The organism is Chryseobacterium elymi (assembly GCF_003385495.1).
Classification (GTDB): Bacteria; Bacteroidota; Bacteroidia; order Flavobacteriales; family Weeksellaceae; genus Chryseobacterium; species Chryseobacterium elymi.
Genome location: NZ_QNUH01000002.1, coordinates 290,717 through 316,918 on the forward strand (window position 1 = coordinate 290,717; position 26,202 = coordinate 316,918).

At 36.3% G+C, this 26,202-nt stretch carries 20 protein-coding genes; 11 read left to right on the plus strand and 9 right to left on the minus strand.

Annotated elements, in window-relative coordinates; genetic code table 11:
- Nucleotides 1-47 precede the first annotated feature (47 nt).
- Complete coding sequence (locus tag DRF60_RS03710) at nucleotides 48-1,172, plus strand: helix-turn-helix domain-containing protein (protein WP_116010775.1); 1,125 nt, start codon at nucleotides 48-50, stop codon at nucleotides 1,170-1,172.
- A gap of 155 nt (nucleotides 1,173-1,327) precedes the next feature.
- On the plus strand, nucleotides 1,328-2,380 hold the full coding sequence (locus tag DRF60_RS03715) for a serine hydrolase domain-containing protein (RefSeq protein WP_116010776.1): 1,053 nt from the start codon (nucleotides 1,328-1,330) through the stop codon (nucleotides 2,378-2,380).
- Between the two features lie 5 nt (nucleotides 2,381-2,385).
- Here DRF60_RS03715 and DRF60_RS21855 read toward each other — a convergent pair whose 3' ends face one another.
- Nucleotides 2,386-2,553 (minus strand): DMT family transporter, encoded by a 168-nt coding sequence (locus DRF60_RS21855; RefSeq protein ID WP_116010777.1) that lies wholly within the window; start codon nucleotides 2,551-2,553, stop codon nucleotides 2,386-2,388.
- A gap of 124 nt (nucleotides 2,554-2,677) precedes the next feature.
- On the opposite strand from DRF60_RS21855, the gene DRF60_RS03725 reads away from it, so the two are divergent.
- The 9 genes from DRF60_RS03725 to DRF60_RS03765 all read left to right on the plus strand — a co-directional run bounded on the left by DRF60_RS03725 (nucleotide 2,678) and on the right by DRF60_RS03765 (nucleotide 15,320).
- Nucleotides 2,678-3,253 (plus strand): helix-turn-helix domain-containing protein, encoded by a 576-nt coding sequence (locus tag DRF60_RS03725; RefSeq protein ID WP_116010778.1) that lies wholly within the window; start codon nucleotides 2,678-2,680, stop codon nucleotides 3,251-3,253.
- Nucleotides 3,254-3,583: 330 nt separating this feature from the next.
- A complete protein-coding gene (locus DRF60_RS03730; protein WP_238639999.1) occupies nucleotides 3,584-6,397 on the plus strand; it encodes a TonB-dependent receptor in 2,814 nt (937 codons plus the stop codon).
- Between the two features lie 3 nt (nucleotides 6,398-6,400).
- Nucleotides 6,401-7,720 carry a DUF5690 family protein gene (locus DRF60_RS03735; protein ID WP_116010779.1) on the plus strand — a complete coding sequence of 440 codons (1,320 nt, stop codon included), beginning with the start codon at nucleotides 6,401-6,403 and terminating at the stop codon, nucleotides 7,718-7,720.
- A 10-nt stretch (nucleotides 7,721-7,730) separates the two neighbouring features.
- Nucleotides 7,731-8,885 carry a TIGR03364 family FAD-dependent oxidoreductase gene (locus DRF60_RS03740; protein WP_116010780.1) on the plus strand — a complete coding sequence of 385 codons (1,155 nt, stop codon included), beginning with the start codon at nucleotides 7,731-7,733 and terminating at the stop codon, nucleotides 8,883-8,885.
- A 2-nt stretch (nucleotides 8,886-8,887) separates the two neighbouring features.
- A complete protein-coding gene (locus DRF60_RS03745; RefSeq protein WP_116010781.1) occupies nucleotides 8,888-9,556 on the plus strand; it encodes an HAD-IA family hydrolase in 669 nt (222 codons plus the stop codon).
- 82 nt (nucleotides 9,557-9,638) lie between these two features.
- A complete protein-coding gene (locus DRF60_RS03750) occupies nucleotides 9,639-11,489 on the plus strand; it encodes an alkaline phosphatase family protein (RefSeq protein ID WP_116010782.1) in 1,851 nt (616 codons plus the stop codon).
- A 472-nt stretch (nucleotides 11,490-11,961) separates the two neighbouring features.
- Complete coding sequence (locus DRF60_RS03755) at nucleotides 11,962-13,164, plus strand: S1 family peptidase (RefSeq protein ID WP_116010783.1); 1,203 nt, start codon at nucleotides 11,962-11,964, stop codon at nucleotides 13,162-13,164.
- Nucleotides 13,165-13,215: 51 nt separating this feature from the next.
- Nucleotides 13,216-13,725 carry an immunoglobulin-like domain-containing protein gene (locus tag DRF60_RS03760; protein ID WP_123902625.1) on the plus strand — a complete coding sequence of 170 codons (510 nt, stop codon included), beginning with the start codon at nucleotides 13,216-13,218 and terminating at the stop codon, nucleotides 13,723-13,725.
- Nucleotides 13,726-14,291: 566 nt separating this feature from the next.
- A complete protein-coding gene (locus DRF60_RS03765) occupies nucleotides 14,292-15,320 on the plus strand; it encodes a LacI family DNA-binding transcriptional regulator (protein WP_116010785.1) in 1,029 nt (342 codons plus the stop codon).
- 444 nt (nucleotides 15,321-15,764) lie between these two features.
- Here the strand turns inward: DRF60_RS03765 and DRF60_RS03770 are convergent, their stop codons facing one another.
- The 8 genes from DRF60_RS03770 to kduI all read right to left on the minus strand — a co-directional run bounded on the left by DRF60_RS03770 (nucleotide 15,765) and on the right by kduI (nucleotide 25,718).
- On the minus strand, nucleotides 15,765-17,378 hold the full coding sequence (locus DRF60_RS03770) for a UxaA family hydrolase (protein WP_116010786.1): 1,614 nt from the start codon (nucleotides 17,376-17,378) through the stop codon (nucleotides 15,765-15,767).
- A gap of 5 nt (nucleotides 17,379-17,383) precedes the next feature.
- Nucleotides 17,384-18,850 (minus strand): tagaturonate reductase, encoded by a 1,467-nt coding sequence (locus tag DRF60_RS03775; protein WP_317125814.1) that lies wholly within the window; start codon nucleotides 18,848-18,850, stop codon nucleotides 17,384-17,386.
- A complete protein-coding gene (locus DRF60_RS03780) occupies nucleotides 18,850-20,379 on the minus strand; it encodes an MFS transporter (RefSeq protein WP_116010787.1) in 1,530 nt (509 codons plus the stop codon). Before DRF60_RS03780 ends, DRF60_RS03775 begins: the two co-directional genes overlap by 1 nt.
- Nucleotides 20,380-20,399: 20 nt before the next feature.
- Nucleotides 20,400-21,059 carry a beta/alpha barrel domain-containing protein gene (locus DRF60_RS03785; protein WP_116010788.1) on the minus strand — a complete coding sequence of 220 codons (660 nt, stop codon included), beginning with the start codon at nucleotides 21,057-21,059 and terminating at the stop codon, nucleotides 20,400-20,402.
- Between the two features lie 221 nt (nucleotides 21,060-21,280).
- Entirely contained in the window at nucleotides 21,281-22,288 is a 1,008-nt protein-coding gene (locus tag DRF60_RS03790; protein ID WP_116010789.1) for a sugar kinase, read from the minus strand.
- 386 nt (nucleotides 22,289-22,674) lie between these two features.
- On the minus strand, nucleotides 22,675-24,072 hold the full coding sequence (uxaC, locus tag DRF60_RS03795) for a glucuronate isomerase (RefSeq protein ID WP_116010790.1): 1,398 nt from the start codon (nucleotides 24,070-24,072) through the stop codon (nucleotides 22,675-22,677).
- Between the two features lie 18 nt (nucleotides 24,073-24,090).
- Nucleotides 24,091-24,873, minus strand: coding sequence for a gluconate 5-dehydrogenase (locus tag DRF60_RS03800; protein WP_116010791.1), 783 nt, complete (start codon nucleotides 24,871-24,873; stop codon nucleotides 24,091-24,093).
- A gap of 8 nt (nucleotides 24,874-24,881) precedes the next feature.
- The gene (gene kduI, locus DRF60_RS03805; protein ID WP_116010792.1) at nucleotides 24,882-25,718 is read right to left on the minus strand and encodes a 5-dehydro-4-deoxy-D-glucuronate isomerase; all 837 of its coding nucleotides are present in this window, start codon (nucleotides 25,716-25,718) and stop codon (nucleotides 24,882-24,884) included.
- Between the last annotated feature and the right edge of the window lie 484 nt (nucleotides 25,719-26,202).

The following is a 26,202-nucleotide window of genomic DNA, read 5'->3' on the forward strand; positions in this document are numbered from 1 at the left end:
CCATCATTTCTCTTTATCACTTATATCCTATTTTTGTAAAAAAACTAATGGACAAATTAAGTTTTCTGGAAGTTATTGCTGCGATTGCTGTTTTTGTATCGCTGCTGCTTGCTGTATTCTTGTTAACGGTAAAAACAGAAAGAAAACTGGAAAACAGATTATTTGCAGCGTTCCTTATCATTAATGCCATTGATATCAGCGGGCTTTTTATGCACCTTTTTGTGGATAGTTATAATCTGAAAGCTTTCAAAATATCTGCTTACTTATTGGTAATGCCGCTCTTCTACCTGTATGTGAATGCCGTCTGTTATTCTGATTTCACCTTAAAAAGAAAGCATTTACTGCATCTTATTCCTTTTATCGTTGCCAACTTAATGTTGGTTCCAAGACTTTATCTGGCAGAAGGTGCTGCAAAAGAAGATTTCTTTACAACGATGTGGCACTCCCCTGAAATGTTTGTGTATCAGCTCATCGGGGAACTGCAGTTTTTCTTTTATATCGTTGGTGTATTCATCATACTCAGAAAATATAAGAAGATTTATCTTGAAAACTACACCAATCCCAACACCCTGTTATACCAATGGCTGTTTCAGCTTACCCTCATTTTCTTATTCATCCATGTATGTATTATTTTTAAAAATATCATACGGTATACCGCATACAACGATCTGTTTATCTGGCTGCATATTCTGGCAGGAACTTCCTTTTTATTGGCGGCCTGCTGGTTTATCTTAAAGGCATTAAATTATCCTGAGCTTTTTCGCAGAATTGATTCTACCTTACAACCTACAACAGATTTTGCTGAAACGCTGGAAACTGAAAATAAAACTGACGAAACAAAAAGTGTTCAGATCGAACAGCTTAAAAAATTCATGGTTGAAAAAGAACCCTTTTTAAACCCCTCTCTAACCATTCAGGAATTGGCGGACCAGGTGGAAATCCCGGTTCGTGAGTTGTCTGTATTAATTAACCATCATATCAATCAGCATTTTTTTGATTTTGTAAATGAATACCGCGTTAAAAAAGCAATGACGATTCTAAAAGATCCTACAAAAAAAGAGGTAACCGTTTTAGAAATTTTGTATGAAGTGGGTTTCAATTCAAAATCTTCTTTTCATACTTCATTTAAGAAATACACCAATCAGACACCAACAGCATTCAGAAACAATTGACAATTAATTGATTGTAAATACTCGAACTTTGGTTTGCAGATAATCGGACTCATTTTAATCCAAAAAATGAGTCCGACTTTTTTATACGGACTTTTTTCAGGATTCTCTACAGCATATTTGCATCAGATTATCAATATCAAATTAAAATTCTGACCATGAAATATGTAACCCTTATTTTATTTTTCGCCTTACTTGGATGTAAAAGCGTTCAGCCAATCCATACACAAAATGTTGAACATGCGATTACAAAAAATGCGCTTCAGTTATTACAGGACAAAAGATTTCATTCTGTTTCCGTTGCAGTACTTAAAGATGGAAAATCCACCATCAGACATTTTGGAGAATTAACGATTGGAAAAGGAAACAAACCCAACGATTCCACCCTTTATGAATTAGCTTCTGTAACGAAAACCTTTACAGGTTATGTAGCCGCCAAAGCTGTTCTTGATAAAAAAATAAATTTAGATGATGATATCAGAATCTATCTTAACGAACCCTATCCCAATTTAGAATGTAAAGGTGAACCTGTAAGAATCAGACACCTCATCACCCATACCAGTGGATTTCCTAATATGCCTATAAAAAGCGAAAATAAAAAGGCTTTTTTAGAGGGATTAAAACTCATCAACATTGAAACGAAACCCGGAGAAGTCTATTCCTATTCAAACACGGCTCCGGAGCTGACCGCCTATATCCTTGAAAAAGTGTATCAAAAATCGTTTGAGGAACTGGTCATTGAATTTGTCCTGAAACCCAATAACATGAATCAAACCAAGTTTACACTCAATGAAAATGACAGAACAAGACTGGTAAAAGGCTATAATGACAAAAACGAGCTAATGCCCAACTTCAACAGAACGTTATGGGGTGGAATTTCAGGATTGCACTCCACGGCTCCGGATTTAGTGAAATATATGAAACTGCAGCTTGCCCCATCCAATCCTGTTGTCAGCGAATCTCATAAAAAACTACACAAAGAAGGTTCTGATTTTTGGGAAGGCTATCATTGGTACATCATAGAAAATGGTAATGGATTAATGTATAGACATCACGGAGGTATTTACGGAATGCAGAACTGGTTTGTGGTTTATCCTAAACAAAATATAGGAATATCCATACTGACCAACACCAGCTTTAATGAAACAGGAGACATTTTAGAAAAAGTAGTCGATAACTTGTTTGATGACATAAAGCAAACTAAAAAATAAACAAGTTAAAACTTTTTCATGACTTCTACTCCAACAATAATCAGCAGCATTCCTGACCCCCTGCCTATACTTATTGAATGATGGCTGCCACCCATCAATGAAAAATGTTCCATGAGCATAGAAATAAGTAATTGCCCTGCCACGACAAAGCCAAAAGTGATCCCCGGACCAATTTTTGGAAATGTTTCTACGCTCTTTCATAAGAAAATGTACTTTTTATTTTTTTAAATATAAATTACATTAAATTTGTCTCTGATTATTACTAATAGTAAAAATTACTACAATTCAAATTTAAGCATGAGTGATTTCATCATAGGCATCGGAAAAAGAATAAAGGATATTAGAAAGGAAAACAATCTTACCATCAACGAGCTTGCTAATAGGGCTAACGTAAGCAATGGCCTGATCTCTCGGATAGAAAACGGAAGAACAATTCCCTCACTTCCTGTGTTGTTGGATCTTATTCAATCACTAGAAATTGATGCAAGCTATTTTTTCGAAGGGGTAGAGAAAGACAGTACTTCAAAATTCATTTACATTCCTAAAGAAAACCAGCAGATTATAGAAAAAGAAATTGAAGCCCGGGGTTTCAAGTATATGCATATTTTCAGCAAAAGCTTAAGTTCATTAGGATTTGAAGCGGTTTTACTCACATTAGAACCCAATTCCAAAAGAGAAAAGGTAATTACAGACGCATGGGAATTTAAATATATTCTTAAAGGAACAGTAAAATACATAATTGATCAGGAGGAAATCATCCTCTCCGAAGGTGATGCACTCTATTTCAACGGCAGACACCCCCACGTTCCAGAAAGTATTTCAGATGAATCGTGCCTCATGTTGGTTCTTTATCTTTATTCAGAAAAAAATTGAATTATATATTTCCACCTTATTTAAAAGTTTACTAATAGTAAACTTTTATTTTTTTCATTTAACAATTAAATAATAAACTGTTAATCTTTATTTCCTAAAATAAATGTATCCCCGAATGATTATAATGATATTAAATTCATAAAGAACTCGTTACTGTGAAGGTTTTACGCCTTATAATAGGTTCAGACAAAATAGCATAAAGCTAAATTTTTATTCAGATTAGGGAAAAGATTTATTTACTAATACTTAACATTAAAAGTTTATAAATATTAAAATTCAAGCCTATTTTTGCGGTATAATTTTAATATTTGTAAAAAAATAAATACCGTAGTGAGAAAAAGCTTTGTTCCGTTGTTTGCCTGTTGCACCATTGGAGTATTCGCACAAAAACAGATTGTTACCGGAATTGTTTCTGATGACAATCAGGCATTACCGGGCGCCACAGTAATTGTTAATGGTACTTCCAAAGTGATGATTACAGATTCCGAAGGAAGATTCAGTATCAGCGATCTTAAAGCCGGGCAGTACAGCATAAAAGTAAGCTACATTGGTTTCGAACCTAAAAATCTGAATATAGAAATCCTTGACGCGCAAAATCTTGATCTGGGAAATATTGTTTTGTTTCAGCGCCAAAAAAATATAGATGAAATTATTGTTTCAGGAACACTAAAAAACAGTGAAGCACGTGGTTTGAATATGCAAAAAAATGCAATCAATATTTCAAATGTAATTGCTTCCGACGGAATCGGAAAACTGCCAGACAGAAATGCAGCAGAAACTGTACAGAGAGTTCAGGGAGTTTCTATTGAAAGAGATCAGGGGGAAGGAAGATTTGTTTCATTGAGAGGTCTTCCACCGTTCTGGGCTTCGACAACAATTAATGGAAACAGACTCCCAACAGCTGAAGAGGAAACCACATCGAGAGCAACGGCTTTTGATTTTTTCCCGACCGAATTAATTTCTTATGTTCATGTCAACAAGTCTTTCACCCCCGATATGGAAGCGGACGGAATCGGTGGCGGCGTTAATTTTATTACCAAAACGCCTCCAATGAAAACTGAATTCAGAGGAACTTTAGGAACGGGATACAATGCAAAATCCGACAAGGGAGTTTACAATCTTGGACTCTTGTACGGAGGAAGAACAAAAGATAAAAAATTCGGATATCTCATTAATTTTTCTCACTTTATTCGAAATTGGTCAACCGATAATTTTGAGGCCAGACGAAGCGGAGATGAAGGGGTTTTCAGGATGGAGCTCAGAGATTACAACGGAGTAAGGAAAACTACCGGAGCCAACGCGGCTTTAGAATATGTTTTGTCACCCAAAAGCACATTCTATCTGAAAGGAATGTACGGTACACTTTCCGATGATGAAACACATTATAAACACAGGATAAGATTCGATAAATTCAGCAGTGCCAATAATACAGCAAGAGTCGAGCTTCAGAATATCCATAACCTGTTAATTACTGAACTAACCTCTGTTTCTCTAGGCGGAATTCATCAGCTCAACAAGAGCAAAATCGACTGGGACTTATCTTACTACAATAATCTTTTCAAATACGGAAACATTCCGGATAAGCAGAACAATTCTTATTACGTTATTAAATATACTCAGAACGGCGTAGGAATAAATCCGGATTACATTTCAGACAAAGGATTTGGCCCTCGGGCCTATTGGAAAGCTGACGGCGGAAAATTAGATTATAAAGACCCGGATGCATTATTCGGTTTCTACAGTAATCCTGATTTTAAAATGAATGCTTCCCGGATGAGATTCACCGATCTTGAATTCTATAAAGTATATGTTCAGGAAAAAGATAAAATTGTCGCAGGCTTTAACCATGAAATCAACGTTTCGGATCAACTTACCCTGAAGTACGGCTTCAAATACCGCGATAAAGAAAGAATTGCAAGATTCTCAGATATTTTCTATAATTGGAGCAACGGAACCGCGCCCCTGCTTTCGGATTTCGGACAACACATTACCACACAGCCTGGCGGAACCAGATACTTAAGTGAAATGAATGCTCATATCGGAAATACGTTCGGACCAGTTTTAGCAACGGGAGGAATGGATCAGTTCTGGTTCCAGAATCAGGGAAATTTATCCATAAATAAAACCGATTCGGAAGCATTGGAATACAATAAAGCGTTGGGAAGAAACTTTGATGTTTATGAAAAGCATGCCGATGCGTACGGAATGGGAACGTATAAAATCAACGATAAAATGACCATTCTAGGAGGGATAAGATTATCCAACACCCATACCAAAGTAAAAGGTTATAATGTTGTTAATGATGCCTTAACCGAGGTAGAGAACACAAAAGAATATCTTGCAGTTTTGCCGATGCTGCATTTTAAATATACCATCAACGATAAAACCAACCTTAGATTTGCCGCGACAAGAACATTTTCAAGACCTAACTTCGGAGATCTGACGCCAGGAGGAACCTATATTGAAGCCGACAATGAATTCAAGGGTGGAAATCCTAACCTGAACCCCACCTACTCTATCAATTTAGATTTAATGGGCGAATATTACTTCTCCAATGTTGGAATCTTAAGCGGCGGTGCTTTCTATAAATCCATTACGGATCCTATTTTCCAGGACTCTTTTATCGGAACCTACAATGGAATTTCCGGAGTTCAGTTCAGCACACCCAACAACGGAAAAGCAGCGTGGCTGGGCGGAATTGAATTGGGAATCAACAGAAGGTTTGATTTTTTGCCGGGAATCTTCCAATATTTTGGAACACAGCTAAATGCCACCTTCATGACTTCGGAAATGGAAAAACCAAGTGGCAGAAAGGTAAAGCTTCCGTATCAGGCGAAAGAATTATACAATGTCCAGCTATTCTTCGAGAAAAATGGTTTCAACGCAAGACTTGCATACAACCATAAAGGAAAATTCGCTGTAGAATATGCAGAAGAAGACCTTTACGATTCTTATTATGGAAAATACAGCAATCTCGATTTTGGGACGTCTTACCAGATCAACAAGCACTTCACTGTTTTTGCGGATGTCAACAATATTCTGAACAAACCTCTGATCTATAATTTCGGGGAAAGTCAGGACAGACCGGAGCAGGTAGAATACTACGGAGTACGTGGAAATATTGGCGTAAAAGTGAATTTCTAAAAGATGAAAAACACCAATTCAAACAATAACAGCACCGTGAGTGTAACTCTGAAAGCGGCCAGTGCTGCTTTCGGGGTTTACTTCTGCATGTATGCATTCAGGAAACCTTTTACTGTAGCTTCATACAGCAATTTAGAGTTCTTTGGATTCGACTATAAGATTTTAATCATCATCGCTCAGGCAGTGGGATATTTTATCTCCAAATTTATCGGAATTAAATTCATTTCAGAATTAAAACCTCAGAAAAGAATTATCTTTCTGCTAAGTTTCATTGCTGCCGCTGAACTGGCATTGCTGGGATTTGCAGTTGTCCCTGCCCCGTACAATATTCTGTTTATGTTCATCAACGGAATTCCGCTCGGGATGATCTGGGGAATCGTATTTTCCTATATTGAAGGCAGAAAAACAACAGAAATCATAGGGTTGTTTCTCTGTGCCAGTTTTGTTGTTTCTTCAGGGGTCGTAAAATCCGCAGGGATGTATTTAATGAACCATTTCGGGATTACGGAATTCTGGATGCCCTTTGCAACAGGTTTAGTTTTTATCATTCCGCTGATTGTATTTGCCTTGATTTTAAATAAAATTCCCGAGCCCACAGACGAAGACAAGGCTTTAAAAAAAGAAAGAAAGACATTAAGCAAGGAAGAAAGAAAATCTCTGGTTAAAACGTTCTTTATCCCGCTCGTAAGCATTACGGTCTTGTACATCAGTTTGACTGTATTAAGGGACTTCAGGGATAATTTCAGCAGGGAAATCTGGGATGAAATGGATGGTAAAGCAGACAGTACTGTATTTACTCTGACGGAAGTTCCAATTTCCATTATGGTTTTGCTGATCCTTGGTTTTATGGTGAAAGTGAAAAACAACAGTAAAGCTTTTAGCTATTATCATTATATTTTATTTGGCGGGATCAGCTCTGTCGGATTATCAACTTTCTTATTTCAAAACGGGGCTATTTCTCCCTTCATTTGGATGACGGTTTCCGGCTTCGGGATGTATCTTTGCTATATTCCATTTAACGGAATTTATTTTGACCGGATGATTGCTGCATTTAAAGTTAAAGGCAATGTGGGATTTTTTATCTACTTCGTTGACGCCTTTGGATATTTGGGAAGCGTTTCGGTTCTGTTTCTGAAGAACTCAGGTTCACAAGAGCGCTCCTGGCTTCATTTTTATATCAATCTCAATTATATCATTGCAGCTGCCGTTTTATTTTTTTCAGGTATTGCTTTTTTAGCATTCCAAAAAAAATCAAAATCAAAATCAAATGCTGAAAACGAAGAAACATCTCACGCGATTCGTTTTGATGCTTTTAAAATTTAAAATAATACATATGAATACTCAATATGATTTAATCGTTGTAGGTGGCGGAATTTTAGGAACATTCCATGCTTACCACGCATTACAGAAAAACCTGAAAGTGGTAATTCTTGAAAGAAACTCTGTTCCACAAGGCGCAACCGTACGAAATTTCGGACAGGTTGTTCCTTCAGGAATGGATATCAAGTGGCAGAAGTTCGGAAAAGAAAGTATAAAGATTTATAAAGACCTTCAGTCGAAAACAGACCTTACAGTGCGCCCAAACGGGTCCGTATACATAGCTTCCAATGAGGAAGAGCTTCAGCTCATTGAAGAATTATCGGAAATTAACAAAAACAATGATTATGAATCCGTACTTCTTTCAAAAAATGAATGCATCCAAAAATTTGATGGCTTACGGTCAGATTACTGCAAAGGCGGATTATTTTTCCCTCAGGAAATTTCTGTTGATTCCGGTGAAATGATTGTGAAACTTCATCAGTATTTAAAAAATCAGGAGAGTCTGGATATTTTTTACAATACTACCGTCGTGGAAACCAATGAAAACAATGGTTACTGCGTTGCTGTAACCTCTGATGGAAGACATATTACCGCTTCAAAGATCATCATCTGTGGCGGACACGAGTTTAAAACTTTATATCCTGAAATCTTCAATGCAAGCGATCTTGAAGTAAGCAAGCTTCAGATGTTGCAGACCAAACCTCAGGGAATTTATTCTCTTCCCGGGAACATCCTGACGGGACTTTCCATCAGAAGATATGAATCATTCAGCGAATGTGCATCATTTAAAACAATCAAAGAAAAGGAAGACAAAAACTCTTTTGAAAAGAAATTCGGAGTTCATATTTTATTTAAACAGGCTTTGGATGGTTCTGTAATTATAGGAGATTCCCACGAATATGCTGATGCCAAGAATGCAGATGATCTGGGGTATGATCTTAATATGGACATTGACAATTTTATGATTAGGGAAGCAAAAAAAATCATCGATCTTCCGACGTACGAAATTCAGAGAAGATGGTTTGGGGTATATTCTCAATGCAAAACCAAAGATATCTTTGAGTATACACCTTCCCCAAACATTTATATTGTAACAGGAATCGGCGGAAAAGGAATGACCGGAAGCGGTGGTTTTTCAAAATTTACTATCAATACAATTTTTTCTTAAAAATGAATATACAATTATTGGTTCTGGATATGGCCGGAACAACGATAGATGAAGGCAATGTAGTATATAAAACACTTGCTGGGGCAGTAAACAATTATGGGTATAATGTAAGTTTAGATAAAGTGCTTGAAATCTGTGCCGGAATGGAGAAAGCAGAAGCTATCAGAAATCTGCTGGAGAACATCGGTGGAGATATTGACGATACGGAAGCTATTTTTGAAAATTTCTCAGATGATCTTGTTCTTGCTTATGAGCGGCTGGAAGTAAAACCTATTGCAGGTGTTGAAAATTTTTTGGTTAAAACAAGATCAGCAGGAAAAAAGGTGGTGTTAAATACTGGCTACACAAAAAAAATTGCTTTACAGTTACTTTCAAAATTAGGATGGGAGAAAAATATACATTTCGATGATTTAATCACAGCAGACCATGTTTCAGAAAGCCGCCCGAGTCCTGAAATGATCAGGCTGGCTATGTCTAAATTTGAGATTACAGATGCAAAGCAGGTATTAAAAGCCGGAGATTCCGCTATTGATATTGAGGAAGGGAAAAATGCAGGATGCGGATTAACCATTGCGGTTTTAAGCGGTGCACAAAACAGAGAGCAGCTTAAAGCCGCAGAGCCGGATTATATATTCAACAATCTTTCAGAAGCTGAAAGTCTTCTTTTATAATTTCTAAAACTGTTTGCAGATCAGTTCTGTAAACAGTTTATTTCAACATTTCAGTAAATAACCTTTTTTTAATAAAATTAATATGAAAACAAAACTTTTTTCTGTTTTGGTGATGTCTGCTGCCCTGAGTGCACAAACCAAAAAAGTATTATTCATTGGGATAGACGGCTGCAGGCCTGATGTAATGATGTCATCCAACACTCCGAACATTCAGGGATTATTGCCAACTGCAATCTATTCTTTAGATGCCATTACATTAGCACCAACCATCAGTGGAAACGGCTGGAGCTCTATGCTGACAGGGGTTGGTCTTGATAAGCACAATGTGCCGGACAATAATTTCACCAATCCCAACTATGCTAATTATCGTGATTTTCTTACAAGAATTGAAACATACAATCCTAATTTAAGAACAATTTCTTTAGTTCACTGGGCACCGATCAACAACAATATCATCAACACTGCTGATATAAAAACAAACTTCTCAACTGATCTTGCAGTAAAAAATGCAGCAGTTAATGCCCTTCAAAATGATAATCCCGATGTACTTTTCGTTGATTTCGACGATGTGGATGGCGCCGGACATAGCTATGGTTTTTCTTCAACATCAGCTCAGTATGTGAACTCAATTCAAACCACAGATACTTACATCGGTGAGATTCTCACTGCGATGAAAAACAGAAGCACGTACAACAGCGAAAACTGGCTGGTGGTAGTCACAACTGATCATGGTGGAGAAGGTACTTCGCATGGAGGAGGAAATCTTACTGAAAGAGATATTTTTTCAATTTATTCCAATCCATCATTCACCCCTCAGCAGATAAGTAAAACTCAAAGTCAGAATACACCAACGTATAATCGTCTTAATTTCCCTGCAGGAACATATGCAAAGCCTTCGGTTCAGAGTGGCTTTAATTTCGGAGCCAATCAGGATTTTACTATTGAATTTTGGGTAAAGCCTAATGCCAATTACACCAGTGACCCGGTATTTATTGGCAATAAGAACTGGAACAACGGCTACAAAAAAGGTTTTGTAATTTCAGGATATTCAGGACAGACCTTTAAAATGAATATTGGTGACGGAAGCAATAGACTGGATCTTGTGGGAGGAAAACTTGTGACCAACCAATGGAAACATATCGCCGTAACGTTCGACAGAGATGGTCTGGCAACCATGTATGACGATGGAGTTCCTGTAACTGTAGGAAAAATGAATACCATTGGTGATATTACTTCTGATTTACCATTAACTATCAATCAGGACGGAACCAATACCTATGGTGTAAATCTAGCCGCTTCTTATAAAGATGTAAGGATCTGGAATGCCAAATTAACGAATGAAGCCATAGTTCAGTGGGCAAATCAGGATGTAACGAGTTCGCATCCTTTCTATTCTAATCTTTTAGCAAATTATAAAATGACTGAAGCTTCAGGAAATACTCTGATAGATTCAGGACCATTAGCTAATAATGCGGCTATCACAGGATCGCCGACAAGAAATCTTCAGACTTCAGAAACATTTACCATTCAGAATTATCTGAATACTCCAAGGCAAACCGACCACTTCCCTACTATACTAAACTGGCTCTGTATCCCGGTAATGACTGCATGGGGAATTGACGGAATCAACAGAATCCCGACTTGTGACCCTGGAAGTTTAGCAGTAAATGAACAAATAAAAAACAGTTTAGATTTTAAAATTTATCCTAATCCTGCTGATAACGAGTTAACTGTAAAATTTAAATCAGCTGAAAATAAAATCAATATACAGATTATTGATTTCTCAGGTAAGGTATTTTTCAAAAAAGATGTACAGTCATCTACTGGCAATTATAGTGAGAAGCTGGATATTTCAAATCTTCCCAATGCAACCTACTTTGTTTTAGTGAAAGAAGGTACCAAAAGAATACAGAAAACTTTTATCAAAAACTAATTATTAGAATAATTAATTTTTGAAGTACAGATTGATTTTTTCGGTCTGTACTATTTTTTTTGAGTTAACAACGATCCATTAATCATATTGATGATTGTCAATTTATATTAATGCTATAGATTAATATTTATTTAAGATAATTAATTACATTATAATTCTCAATAGAATCTAATTATCTTTACTTACCAAAAACATTTTATGAAAGATTGCAGTAGAGAGAAATCCTGAGGCAGCTGAATTCTTTCCTAAACCCATTGCATCATTATTATTTTTTCGCGTAACAACCTACTGCAAACGATTGGAAAACTAACGTTCTGCATTATTACTTATTATATAAAATAATATCTAAATAAAAATTTATTTCTCTTCAAAGAGAAATAAATTTGGTCAATTACTTTTTTTGATGTAATTTTAAAGTAACTAATTCATTATGAGCCATTAATAAATGAATTATAACTAAAAAAATTATGCTATGAAAAAATTATTATCAGTATTTGCAATTATTGCTGTCTTTACATTTTCTGGATGTTCAGACTCTACTTCCCTTGAAAGACTAGATGACACGGGAAAAGTAGAAGCTAAAATCGACTCACGATCTAACGGTGTGGAAGCTGATGCTGCACATCAATGGGAGGCCAATGTCAAACTCTCCAAATTGTTGGAATCTTTTGGCAAGACGACTAACAGATTTAAAGAAGAAATACCGAATTATCCAGCGTATTATGGTGGATCCTACATCACTGAAAATGGAACTTTGGTTGTTTACATTTCTTCTGATTTTGAGAAATCAAAGCAGACGATTGCCTCAATTATCGGGGAAGGAAATGTCGATTTTAAACAGGCTAAATATTCCTACAGAGATCTTTCCGAGGTCATGGATCAGCTTAATGAATTCGTTTTGAATAAAAAAGATGCAGCTGCCGTACGCAATTTTAACACCTTTGCTTTAATGGATAGAGAAAATAAAATTATAGTTGATCTCCATGAGTATTCCGATGCTTCTATTGAAAATTTTAAGAGGTATGTTTCCGCTGCGGAAGGGATAAGCTTTAGAAAATCCGAAGGTGAGATGGTATTAGAAGCAAATTTAAATCCTGGATGTAAGGCAGCATTGAATACTTCGGGTTCAAGCTACGGATCATATGGTTTTGCTGCGAAGAGAAATTCAGATGGTAAAGTTGGGATGGTTACCGCTGGACACGTAATCAATGCCGGACAAACTTTATATAATGGATCAACTGCAATTGGGGTGTGTAGTGTAAGACAAATTTCAGGTTCTATTGATGCATCATTTATCCCTATAACAAATCCAAGCACCTACATTCCTAGTAATACACTTTGTGGAACCGCTTCAGACCTACTTTCTACTTCAACAAGCTTACCGGGAGTAGGTACAGTTGTTAATAAAAGGGGGGCAACAACAGGATACACCTCTGGTACCATTCTGAGCACAAATGCTACATGGACTTCTCCAACATCGGGAAATACGTTAACCAATATCACAACTGCTAACTACACCAGTGATGGTGGGGACAGCGGTGGGATTGTTTACACATACATTAGCAGTTCCGGTACTCGCCCCACTGTGGGTACGCATATTGGAGCGATTGGTTCAACCCGCTATTATACCAAAGCAAGTTTAATATTATCCGCATTGGGATTATCCAGATATTAAATTTAGTAATAATGCCAAAATTCAGTCTGTCTTTACTATAATAATATGGTTATGGAAAAAATAAGAAAGAATAATTTTCCGAAGTTTGTGCTGCTATGTGCCGTTTTGTGCATAGGATGCCAACCCTCAAAAAGCGATAAAAATAGTAATACTATTATACAGGATGCAGCCAGTGACAAATTAGAAAATAGAAATACACCTAATATGGAAGTAAAGATCAGTGTAAACCCAGAAATTTATTCACTTGCCGAAAATGAGATTAACATTAACTGCAGGCTTACTAACAATTCGTCATCAGCTGTTCAATTCGGAAGTGCTTTTACAATAGAAAAACAAAGCGATACAGCTTGGACTGAAGAGCCTTTTATTGACACGATGGGCTTTGAAGATATATTGTACAGTGTTGAGCCAAAAGAATCTAAGGATTTTCAGATTCCATTAACTAAACTTTTAAAGAACAAAAATTTACCTCCGGGCACATATAGGATCAGTAAGAAAGTCTGGTTGGTCGATCAAAAAAAAGATTCACTCCAGATCTTTGGCCAATTTGAATTAAAATGATACTATAAATAATTTTAATAATAAAAACCGGGCTTATGGCTTCGGTTTTTATTATTTAGGGTTAAACACAAAAACGGGAACATATAATCGCAATAATAAAATAGCTGAAAAATAAATTTGAAATTATTCATGTTAGGGACTATATCACAAAAAATATACGATGAAGGAAAGTTAGTATGGCTTATTTTTAGGCTTATATTTTTTTAATTTGTCATCAACATAATATGCTTCTACAACGAAAATGAACTGAATGAACTTGGTTATGAGTTTCTAAGAGATAATCAATTAAACGCAGCACTTAAGATTTTTGATTTAAATGTCAATAAGTTTCCAAAATCAGGAAATATCTATGACAGTCGAGGTCAAGCTTATTTTAATAAAAAAGAATATGCATTATCAAAAGCGATTATCAGAAATCATTAGAATTAGACCCAACCAATAATAATGCGAAGGAAATGATTATAAAAATCAATCAAATCTTTTCCATTAAAAATTAAATTAATTTTTTAATATTACACCATAATTTGATTAAATTTACATGCAACAATGCATACGAAAAAACTTCTATGAACAAGAAAAGTGCAACGATATATGACATTTCCCATAAGCTCAACGTAAGTGTTGCCACTGTTTCGAGAGCATTGAATGACCACCCAAGAATAAGCGAAGCAACCAAAGAACTGGTCCGAAAAACGGCCAAGGAAATGAACTACAAGCAAAACAACCTTGCTAAAGCTTTAAAAAGCGGTGAAACCAAAAATGTCGGGATTATTGTCCCTTACATCAATACCAATTTTTTTTCCTCAGTAATCCGCGGAATTGAAGAAGAGCTTTCTCTACTTGGCTATCATGTGATTATCTGCCAGAGCCATGAAGATGTCAATATTGAAAAAAGGCATTTAAATACCTTACTGAATGCTCAGGTTGACGGGATTTTCATGTCTGTATCAAAAACAACGATTGATACAGAACATATTGAAAATATTTTAGAGACCACCAATACTCCCATTATATTTTTTGACAGGAAGAAAGATATTGCAGGAATCAGTACAGTAACCATTGATGATTACCGTGGCGGATATATGGCTACAGAGCACCTGATCAAAGAAGGCTATAAAAACATCTGTCACTTTGCCGGAGACCTTAATCTTGAAATTTATCAGAACCGCCTTAACGGTTACAAACAAGCCTTGCTTGACAATAATTTTCAGATAAAAGAAGACAATATTATCTTTACGGGAAGTTCGATCGATACCGGAATTGATGCCATTAAAAAACTTTGGGACAGAAAATCAATTCCTGATGCCATTTTTTCATCCAGTGATTTTGCTGCGCTAGGTGCTTGCCAGGAACTGAAAAAACGCAAAATAAAAATTCCGGAAGAAGTTGCTGTGATAGGTTTTTCCAACGAACCTTTTACCCAATTCATGGAGCTTCCGATGAGTTCCGTTGACCAAACTCCTGTAACCATGGGAAAAATGGCGGGCCGGGTTTTTATCGAAAGTGTAAAAGAAAATGGTTCCGGGGTTTCTACTGAAAAGAAAGTTGTGCTGGCACCGCAGCTTTATATTAGAAAGTCTTCAAAAAGGAAATAGTTTTTTTGATATTATTTTCTTTTGCCTTAAAACAAAAGAAACAAAGTTCAAAACTTGGAAACTTCCGCTAAAAATTAAAGCTTAATCCTAAAATTCCCAAAACTTGCGCGAATTTAGAATTTGTCTTTTGAATTGACATTTGTCTCTCGGTTCAGACAATGGGAATTTTTTACGCTCTATTTTCCTATGTCGTATTGACAGTTCAGGGAATAACGAAGGAAGAATCCCAACTCTGATAAAAAAGATTCTGGACATTCTTAAGTTTTGGCTAAAGCCATTGACTTTAATTATTTTTTTGAAAACGGGCTAAAACCCGTTCCTACTGATTCAAATCGTGAAAGCATTTGTGTTATTTATGGTTAAAAATCAAGTTTAACCGAAAGAAAATGCTCTCCACAAACGTAGAAAGCATTTTCAACCCTAATATTAATATAATTTAAACAATTATAAACTTACTCCCCGTCTCCAGGGAATAAAATCGTTTTGATTTAAAATGGCAGCTTTTGTTTTGATGTTCCCACTGGCCACTTCAATGATGAATTCTAATAATTCTTCTGCTTTTTCGTCGATTGTTTTCTCACCTGTAATCACATCTCCGGTATTAAAGTCGATGATATCAGGCATTTTTTGTGACAAAGAAGTGTTTGACGAAATTTTTACTACAGGAACAACAGGATTTCCTGTCGGCGTACCCAAACCAGTCGTGAATAAAACTACGTTTGAGCCCGATCCAACCAAAGCGGTTGTACATTCCACGTCATTTCCGGGTGTACATAATAAGTTTAAGCCTGGCTTTTTAATGTATTCTGTAAAATCGAGAACGTCATTTATTGGTGATGAGCCACCTTTTTTAGCGGCTCCGGCAGATTTCATGGCATCAGTTATCAAGCCGTCTTTGATATTCCCTGGCGATGGATTCATGTCAAAACCCGAACCCGCAGCAACGACTGATTCTTCAAAATCTTTCATTAATTGTAAAAATCTTTCGGCATCTTCTTCATTTACACAACGGTTCACAAGTTCCTGCTCAACTCCACATAATTCCGGGAATTCTGAAAGGATGGTTGCACCTCCGATTCCTGCCATTAAATCTGATAACTGTCCTAAAACAGGATTGGCTGAAATTCCTGAAAAACCGTCTGAACCGCCACATTCTAAGCCTAAAACCAATTTTGAAATTGGGGCTGGCTTTCTTTCTGTGTCATTGGCCTGTTTGATGGCTTTATAGGAATCTTTGATGATACCGCTGAGCATTTCATCTACCGTTCCGGACTTTTGCTGTTCATAAACGATGATGGGTTTCTTATTGCTCGGACTGATTTTATTCAATGCATCTCTAAAAATCTGAACCTGTAAATTCTGGCAACCCAAACTCAAAACTGTTGCTCCGGCTACATTCGGATTATTAACATAGCCTGCCAATAATCTTCCCAATGCTTCCGCATCCTGACGAATTCCGCCGCAGCCTCCTTGATGAGTGATGAATTTAACTTCAATATTTTTAAAAACCCGAGAATCCTGTTCTTCTTCAACAACAGTTTCAGTTTCAGAATTATTAATTAACGATCTTAATAAAAGTTGATGTTTCGTTACTTTTTCGAATAACAGTTCCTTTTCAAAAACATCTTTTAAAATTTCAACATTTCTGTTTTCACAAAAAACCAGAGGAAAAAACAACCAGACATTTTCTGTTCCAACCTGTCCGTCTTCACGGAGGTAGCCCATGAAAGTTTTATCCTTCCATTTGTCAACATTCGGAGCACTCCAAGCCGTTATTTCTGTTTTACCTTCTACTTTTGCACTTTGATGCTTAACGTTTTCAGTGGTGATAACTTCTCCTTTCTGAATAGGCTGACTTGCTTTTCCCACCAAAACACCGTACATAATGATCTTATCCCCAGCCGCAAGATCTTCGGTCACGAATTTATGTTTTGCCTTCGTGTCTTTTATAATGTTATACGTAAGATCACCCAAAGTAACAGTTTCCCCCTGCGTCAGATCAACCAAAGCCACTGCTACATTATCTTTGGGATTTACTTTCAGTACTTTCTTTTGCATTTTTTCTAAGAATAAAATTGTATAAAGTTGTGATAAGCGGTTTCAACATCATTATGGTCAATTTCCAACAACGCTTTTGCTACTGCAGATTTCAAACCGTTAACCTTAGTAAGGTCTGTATCCCAGAAAGATGTTTCGCTCAACACCTGTTCTGAAATTATTTCGTAATCTTCGTTTTTCCAGATTTCTTTGAATCTGTTTACGATAGCTTCTTCATCATTTAACGGTAAAGATTTTTTACAAAAATTTCCCTGATAAAATCTGATTAAACTTGCCAAGGAGAAGGTTAAATTAAGCGGTAATTTATGGTTAATTTCAACATATTTAAAAAAAACCGGAAGAATTCTAACCTTAAATTTAGAAACAAAATACAAAGCGATACTTGCCTGATAATGCTTGATGAAAGGATTTCTGAATCTGTCGAAAACTTCTTCAGCAAAATCTTTTAATTCATTTTCATCTAAACCTAATGTTGGGTTCACTTCATTGAAAATTGTTTCACTTAAAAATTTACCTAAAAACTCATCATCAATAGATTCTTTTACCGTTTCTTTTCCTGATAAAATCGCCGGAGCCAGCATTAATGTATGACCACCATTCAAAATCCTTACTTTTCTCAAACGATACGGCTGAATATCATCAACAACCAAAATCTGTTCGTCAATTGTATCGAAAGGAATTCTCTCTTTTAAATTTGCCTCATTCTGAATCACAAAAAGCAAAAATACTTCCGACACCACCATCATCTGATCTTCATAATCCAACTGATCTTCATAGGCTTCTGCATCCTCCTTCGGATAACCCGGAACAATCCTGTCTACCAATGTATTATGAAAATAATTATTTTGATCAATCCATTGCACAAAGTTAGAATCTAAATTCCAAAGTTGAGCATATTTTAAGATAATTTCTTTTAAAGCATAAGCATTGTCTTCGATCAATTCACAAGGGATAATTCTCAATCCTTTGTCCGCAGCTCCATTAAAATGCTTAAATCTTTCATGCAATAAAACCGTTAGTTTCGCAGGAAAATTTTTGTGCGGGCCAACGTAATCATTTTCTGATGCATCAAAAGTAATCCCCGTTTCTGTTGTATTGGAAAAGATAAATTCTAACTCTTCCTCTTTAGCCAACGCCAAGAATTCATCGTAATTTGTATAAGGATTAGTCGACCTTTGAATCGCAGAAATCACCTGTTTTGTATCAATGATTTCTCCTTTTTTAACTCCTCTTGAGAAAAGCGTGTATAAATTATCCTGCTCTTCTAATTTATGAACCGAACCGTTTGGTGTAGGCTGAACATTTACAATTCCTGCATTAAACCCTGCTTCTTTATTTAATTTATCAATCACATAATCCGTAAATCCTCTCATGAAATTTCCGCCTCCAAACTGTACAACTTTGATCGGAAGCTTTTCCTGAGAATCAATTAATTTGCGATTTAATTTCTGTTTTATCTGATTTTCCATCATTATTTACTTATAACTTTATATTTTGGAACTAATGTTTTCATTACCATCCAAGCAATCAGGTAAGCGACTGCACAGACTGAGAAAATAATCATATATCCTTTATTAATTCCGTCAGAAACTACTGCACCCGACTTTTCCAGTTCCTGAAAAAAGCCTTCCGGCAAACGCTCGTTGATATACTCCGGGTATTTTTCCAACAAAGGAACCCCATTCACCGTTGACCAAGCTTTGTGCGAATGATCAAACAAAAGTCCCGATGATTTATTAATCAGGAAAGAGCCTATTCCTCCAGCCATTCCGCCTATTCCTGTAATGGTTGCAATCGCTTTTTTCGGAAACATATCGCCTACTGTCGAGAAAATATTTGCCGACCAAGCCTGGTGCGCTGCTCCTGCAATTCCGATAATCAAAACGGGAATCCAATAGGTAATCGTACCTAAAGGCTGAGCAAGAAGCGCTAACAAAGGGAAAAATGCAAAAATCAACATTGCCTTCATTCTTCCTGTATAGGCATTCATTCCTTTTTTTTCAACAAAATATTTTGGAAGCCAGCCGCCTATGATCGATAATAAAGTGATCATATAAAGAACGAATAACGGCAAGGCACTTTGTGTAGAATCCATCTGGTATACCGAACTTAAATATGCCGGCGTCCAGAATAAAAAAAACCACCAGACACCGTCTGTCATGAATTTCCCAAATGCAAACGCCCACGTTTGTCTGTAGCTGAAACATTCCTTGAACGTAAATACTTTTTCGGGAACAGAAGTATCTTCATTAGGAAGGTCGTCCTGATCCTGATTAATATATGTCAATTCATGTTCATTTACTTTATGATGTACATGAGGCTTTTTATAGTAAAATACCCAAAGGCCCATCCATACAAATCCTAAAGCACCGATAATGATAAAAGCCCATTCCCAACCCATCGATTTTGCAATAAAAGGAATAGTAATCGGTGCCGCCAAAGCTCCCACTGTAGCCCCTGCATTCCAGATACTTGTAGAAAATGCCCTGTCTTTTTTAGGAAAATATTCAGCTGTAGTTTTGATCGCTGCCGGGAAATTTCCTGCTTCACCAATGGCCAATACAAAACGTGCAAAAATAAATAAAGTGACACTTGTACTGATAACCGCAGAAACGCTTCCTACATTTCCTATGATTTCTTTGGATTCATGAAAGCCAACCGCCCAGTTTCCTGTAAGAATTCCGGATGTAGCAATACCGCAAAACGCATGTAAAACCGCACCAATAGACCAAATACCAATTGCCCAAAGAAAACCTTTTTTGGTGTCCATCCAGTCAACAAATTTTCCTGCGAAAAGCATTCCTACCGCATAAAATATTGAAAATAATGCGGTGATATTTCCATAATCATTATTATTCCAATGAAATTCGGGCGCAATGAAATCTTTCCAGGTCAGGGATAAAACCTGCCGATCCAGATAATTGATCGTGGTTGCTAAAAACAACAGTAAACATATTGTCCACCTGAATTTACTTGGTTTAAGAGACTTAACTGAACTCATATTAATTTTAGAATTAGTTATTATTTTAAAGTCTGAATAATTTCCAGCACTTTTTTTGTTTCATTTTCTATCGTTGCATAGTCTTTGGCAAGCATTAATTCTTTGCTTACCAATTTGCTTCCCATTCCCACCGCAGAAACACCAGCTTTGAACCAGCTTTCAATGCTTTCCTTTGTAGTATCAACACCACCGGTCGGCATGAATTTCAGATTTGGGAAAACATCTTTAATAGCGCTCATAAATCCGGTTCCTAAAGCATTTCCAGGAAATAATTTAATGAAAGTTACCCCCGAATTTTCGGCTTTAATAATTTCTGTCGGAGTCATACAACCCGGACTGTACAACAAATCTTTTGAAATCAAAAATTCTGCAACTTCCGCCACAAAACCCGGACTGATAAAGAAATCCGCACCCACTGTATAATATTCTTCAGCTTGTTGTACATTCTTTATGGTTCCGATTCCCAAAAGCATTTCCGGCATTTCTGCATTACGGATTTCTACCATTTTTGTGAAATTACTCAACGCAGCATCGCCACGGTTTGTATATTCTACCGCACGGATTCCGGCTTTGTAAAGTGATCTCAATATTTCCAGAGTTACTGTTTCATCAGCATTATAATATAGAGGCAAAACTCCTTGATTGATGACGGTATTTGTAACTAATTGAATTTTTGTCATGTTTTTGACTTATTATATTAAAAATTTGGCAAGCTAGCCTGACAATATTTATATTTTGATGATTATTTTTAACGCAGAGTTCGCAAAGTTTTTGTACCGCTAACTGCTTTTAAGATTCGCAAAGGTGCTCTGATCAGCAATGACCACAAACGGTTATAAAATTTGGTTCCTTTTAATGAAATTGCTAAAAACTAATAACTAGCAACCAATAACAAAACAACTTACCTTTTTATTCTTCCTCCTGAATCTCCGTTCATGACTTCCAGAATATCTTCTGCGCTGCAATAATTGATATCTCCCGGAATCGTATGTTTGATTGCACAGGCTGCGTTGGCAAATTTTAATGCTTTTTCGTCATTAAAATTGATTAAGCCATAAATCAGACCTGCTGCAAAGGCATCACCTGTTCCAATTCTGTCGACTACAGGATTTACTTCCAAAAGCTCTGTTTCAAAATAATTTTCTTCAATTAAAGCCCTTCCCTGTGTTTGTTGAGAACTTGCCGTAACGCCGATTCTTATTTTATCGAAAACCTTATAAATAGAAGAAATTTGTTGTTTTAATTCTTTACAGGCCTCCATAAAGCCTTCTTTATCTGATGAAAACTGGGTTCCGAGAACTTCATTAATTTCATTCACTCCACCGATGAAAATCGTTGAATATGAAACCAATTCTTTTAAAACTTCATTACCGTTTTTGCCGTATTTCCAAAGGTTTGAGCGATAAGCCGGATCTGATGTAACTTCAATTCCCAGTTCACGGGCTGTTTGTAAACCTTCTTTTAGGCTTTCATAAGCAGATTGGGAAATTCCAGGGCTGATTCCTGTCCAGTGGAAATATTTGCAGCCTTCAAGCGCTTTTTTCCAGTTAATTTGTCCAGATTTAATATTCGCAAAAGAACCGTTCAGTCTGTTGTAAGCAATTCTGCTGGCACGAACTGATGAACCCACTTCTAAAAAATACAAACCTAAAGGATGCTCATTTTTGTTGATGAAAGTTGTATCAATCCCAAAACTTTTGATAAAAGAAACCGCCGATTCACCCACAAAATCATCAGAAACACTGCTGATATGTTTCACGTCACAACCCATTGTTGCCAATGAAGATGCTACATTAAGCTCTGTTCCGCCGAAAAAGAATTCCATTTCGTGGCTTTGCTTCATCGTTCTGTTTCCGGGTGGTGAAAGTCGCATGATGACTTCCCCGAATGTGACTATTTTGTTGCTCATTTTCTTAATTAACGATCATTTAATTTTTAAAATCTGATTTTATTTAACACAAAGTGCGCAAAGATTTTTTTAACTACTAACTGTTTTTAAGTTCGCAAAGGCATTTCATTCAACCAAGAACTCAAAGACTTTTTAAGTAGAAGAAATTTCAGATATTTATTTTTTAACTATTAAGATTTTATTTAAGGAGTTTAGAAAAATTAAGTTGAACTTCGCTTTAAGCATTTTGCTGAATTAAAATCTTTGATTTTACCTTAATCAAAACTTAACGTCTTAATTCTCCTTAATAGTTTAAAATTTTATTTTTTATTTCTCGCAGATTAAGCAAATTTTGTAGATCATTACGTCAAAAAATCTGCTAAATCTGTGAGAATCTTTTTATTCAATTAAAAATCAAAATAATTTTTAGCGTTATGATAACAAATATCTGAAATGGTTTTACCAATCAGTTCGATATCATCAGGCAATTCACCACTTTTCATTTCTTCTCCGAAAAGATTACACAATACTCTTCTGAAATATTCGTGTCTCGGGTACGAAAGGAAACTTCTGGAATCCGTCAACATTCCAACGAAACAGCTGATCAATCCCATATTTGAAAGGGCATTCATCTGCTTGATCATTCCGTCTTTCTGGTCAAGGAACCACCATCCTGAACCGAACTGAACTTTACCTTTGATGCTACCGTCGTTGAAATTCCCGATCATTGTCGCGAAAATCTCGTTGTCGGCGGGGTTTAAATTATATAGAATTGTCTTTGTTAATTTATCTTTTCCATCTAAAGTATTTAGCAATTTAGACAACGTTTCAGCCTGAACGAAGTCACCAATAGAATCCCAACCCGTGTCCGGGCCCAGAATTCTGTGCATTCTTTCGTTATTATTTCTCAAAGCACCCAAATGGAACTGCTGAACCCATCCGAACTTGTGGTAAGCTTCCCCTAAGAATAATAAAATGGCTGTTTTAAATTGATTCACCTGCTTTTCAGCAATTACTTTTCCTGAGATTTTATCATTGAAAATAGCATTTACTTCAGCTTCTGTAAATTCTTCGAAAGAAATATTGTTCAGTCCGTGGTCGCAAAGTCTGCATCCATTTTCGTGGAAATATTCAATTCTTCTTAGTAAAGCATCGCATAATCCCTGGTAAGAATTAATTTCAATTCCCGCTGATTCGCCTAATTTTGAAATGTAATCTGCGAAGTTGTGGTTTTCAATTAAAATCGCTTTATCAGGACGGAAAGCTGTGCTTATTTTAATGCTGAAATCGCTTTTCGCCAAATCCTGATGATAATTCAATAGATCTGTAGGATCTTCCGTTGTGCACAGGGATTCCACATTCATCATTTTTAATAAACCTCTTGTCGATTTTTCAGGAGTCTGAAGCTGAGCGGTAATGTTTTCGTAAATTTCTGATGCGTTGTCTGCATTCAACAATTCATCGATTCCGAAGTATCTTTTTAATTCTAAATGCGTCCAGTGATACAGAGGATTTCTCAATGTATAAGGAACCGTTTTTGCCCAAGCCTCAAATTTCTCTTTATCTGAAGAATCTCCCGTGATGAATTTTTCGTTCACGCCCAGTGTTCGCATTGCCCTCCATTTGTAGTGGTCGCCTGCAATCCAAACCTTTGAGATATTTTCGAAAACGGTATCTTCTGCAATATCTTTAGGAATCAAATGATTATGATAATCAATGATAGGTTGTTTTTCCGCATATTTGAAATATAATTCCTCAGCGTATTTATTTTGTAGTAAAAATTGATCTGTTATAAAAGGTTTCATTCTAATCTAATTCTGTTGTTACTCATTAGCCGGTTTTCCGATGGTCGCTAAAATTCCACCATCAACATAAATAATTTGTCCGTTGATGAACCTACTTGCATCCGAAGCAAGGAAAACAGCTGTTCCAGCAAGGTCTTCGGGATTTCCCCATCTTCCTTCCGGAGTTCTGCTAATGATAAAATCGTTGAAAGGATGTCCATCAACCCGGATTGGTTCTGTCTGAGAAGTTGCAAAATATCCGGGACCGATGCCATTCACCTGAATATTGTGTTTTGCCCATTCTGTCGCCAGATTTTTGGTAAGCATTTTCAGACCGCCCTTTGCAGAAGCGTATGCGACTACATTGTCACGACCAAGCTCGCTCATCATCGAGCAGATATTGATAATCTTTCCGGATTTTCTTTTGATCATTTGTTTGCCAACTAATTTTGACATGATAAAAGGTCCGGTAAGGTCTACATCGATTACTTTTCTAAAGTCTTCGACCTCCATTTCAACCGCCGGAATACGTTTGATGATTCCTGCGTTATTGACAAGGATGTCTATTTTTCCATGAGTGGCTTCCATTAGAGCCACTTTCTGAGCGGCTTCCAGCTCGTCTGTCACGTCAAAAAGATAACCGGTTGCATTGTATCCTTTATTGCGATAATAATTTAAAGCTTCCTCTAATTTTGACGGTGTCGTGCTTGTAATCGCCAGTTCAGCACCTGCAGCGGCAAGACCTTCAGCCATTGCCATTCCTAATCCGTGAGTACCGCCAGTTATAACGGCTACTTTACCGGATAAATCAAATAAATTCATTAGAAAAATTACTTTAGTTCGTTAGTTTTGATACCGTCCATATCACCGTAGTCCATATTTTCCCCGGCCATACCCCAGATAAAAGTATAATTGGAAGTTCCTACTCCTGAGTGGATAGACCATTCCGGAGACAGCACAGCTTCACGGTTTTTCATAAAAATATGACGCGTTTCCTGAGGCTGTCCTAAGAAATGACTGATTGCCTGACCTTCTTCCAAATCAAAATAAAAATACGCTTCCATTCTTCTTGTGTGCGTATGTGAAGGCATTGTATTCCATACACTTCCGGTATGAAGCTCTGTCATTCCCATTTGAAGCTGACATGTTTCAAGCACAGAATTGACAATCATTTTGTTGATCGTACGCTGGTTGGCGTATTTTTCTTCGCCTAATTCTACAATTTCGGCTTCGTTTTTCGTGATCTTCTTTGTCGGATAAGTATGATGCGCGGGAGCTGAGTTGATGTAAAAATAAGGTTGATCATCACCTGACTTTTCAAAAACTACTTCTTTAGCACCTTTACCTATATATAGGGCTTCTTTGTTAGCAAGCTCATACACTTCGCCGTCTACCGTTACTTTTCCGGCACCGCCAACGTTGATGATTCCCAATTCTCTCCTTTCAAGAAAATTTTTAGCTTTTAAATCGTCTGTCGGTTCCAGTTTTAAAGGTTTTGCAGAAGGCATTATACCTCCTACAATTAGCCTGTCGTACATAGTATAGACTAATTTTATCTTATCTTCATTAAATAAATCATTGATTAGAAACTCCCTCCTAAGATCTTCAGTAGTGTACTTCTTTGCATCTTCAGGATGATGGGCGTAACGAAATTCTGACTGTGTCATACTGCTTTATTTTATACTTTTCTTTTGCGGTTTTATCAAAACCATTTAACCATGTGTAATCGATTGCATAAAATTACACTAAATTTGATAGAAATACTTATTGGGATAAATATATAATTATTCTTTAATTAGTTAACAAAAAATTAATTTAAAATTGTAAATTATTGATTTTTAGATAAATATTTTAAATTAAGACTAAAGAAAACAAGAAATTTTAAGGAAATTGCACTCATCATATTAACCAAAATTAATACTCAAATTGCAATTATGTACAAAACCATGCCAAAAATAAATAACAAAGCTTTGATATTTATTTGATAAATATATATCAAAACTAATATACATATCGCACACAATAAGAACAATGAGTATCAAGTACAAAATTCAACTAAAAACATCAACCTAAAAGATGATAAAAGTCAGGAAAAATGCAAAGAAATCACTCTTGACTGTCGTTTTTGGAGAATTTCTGAGACCGGAAATG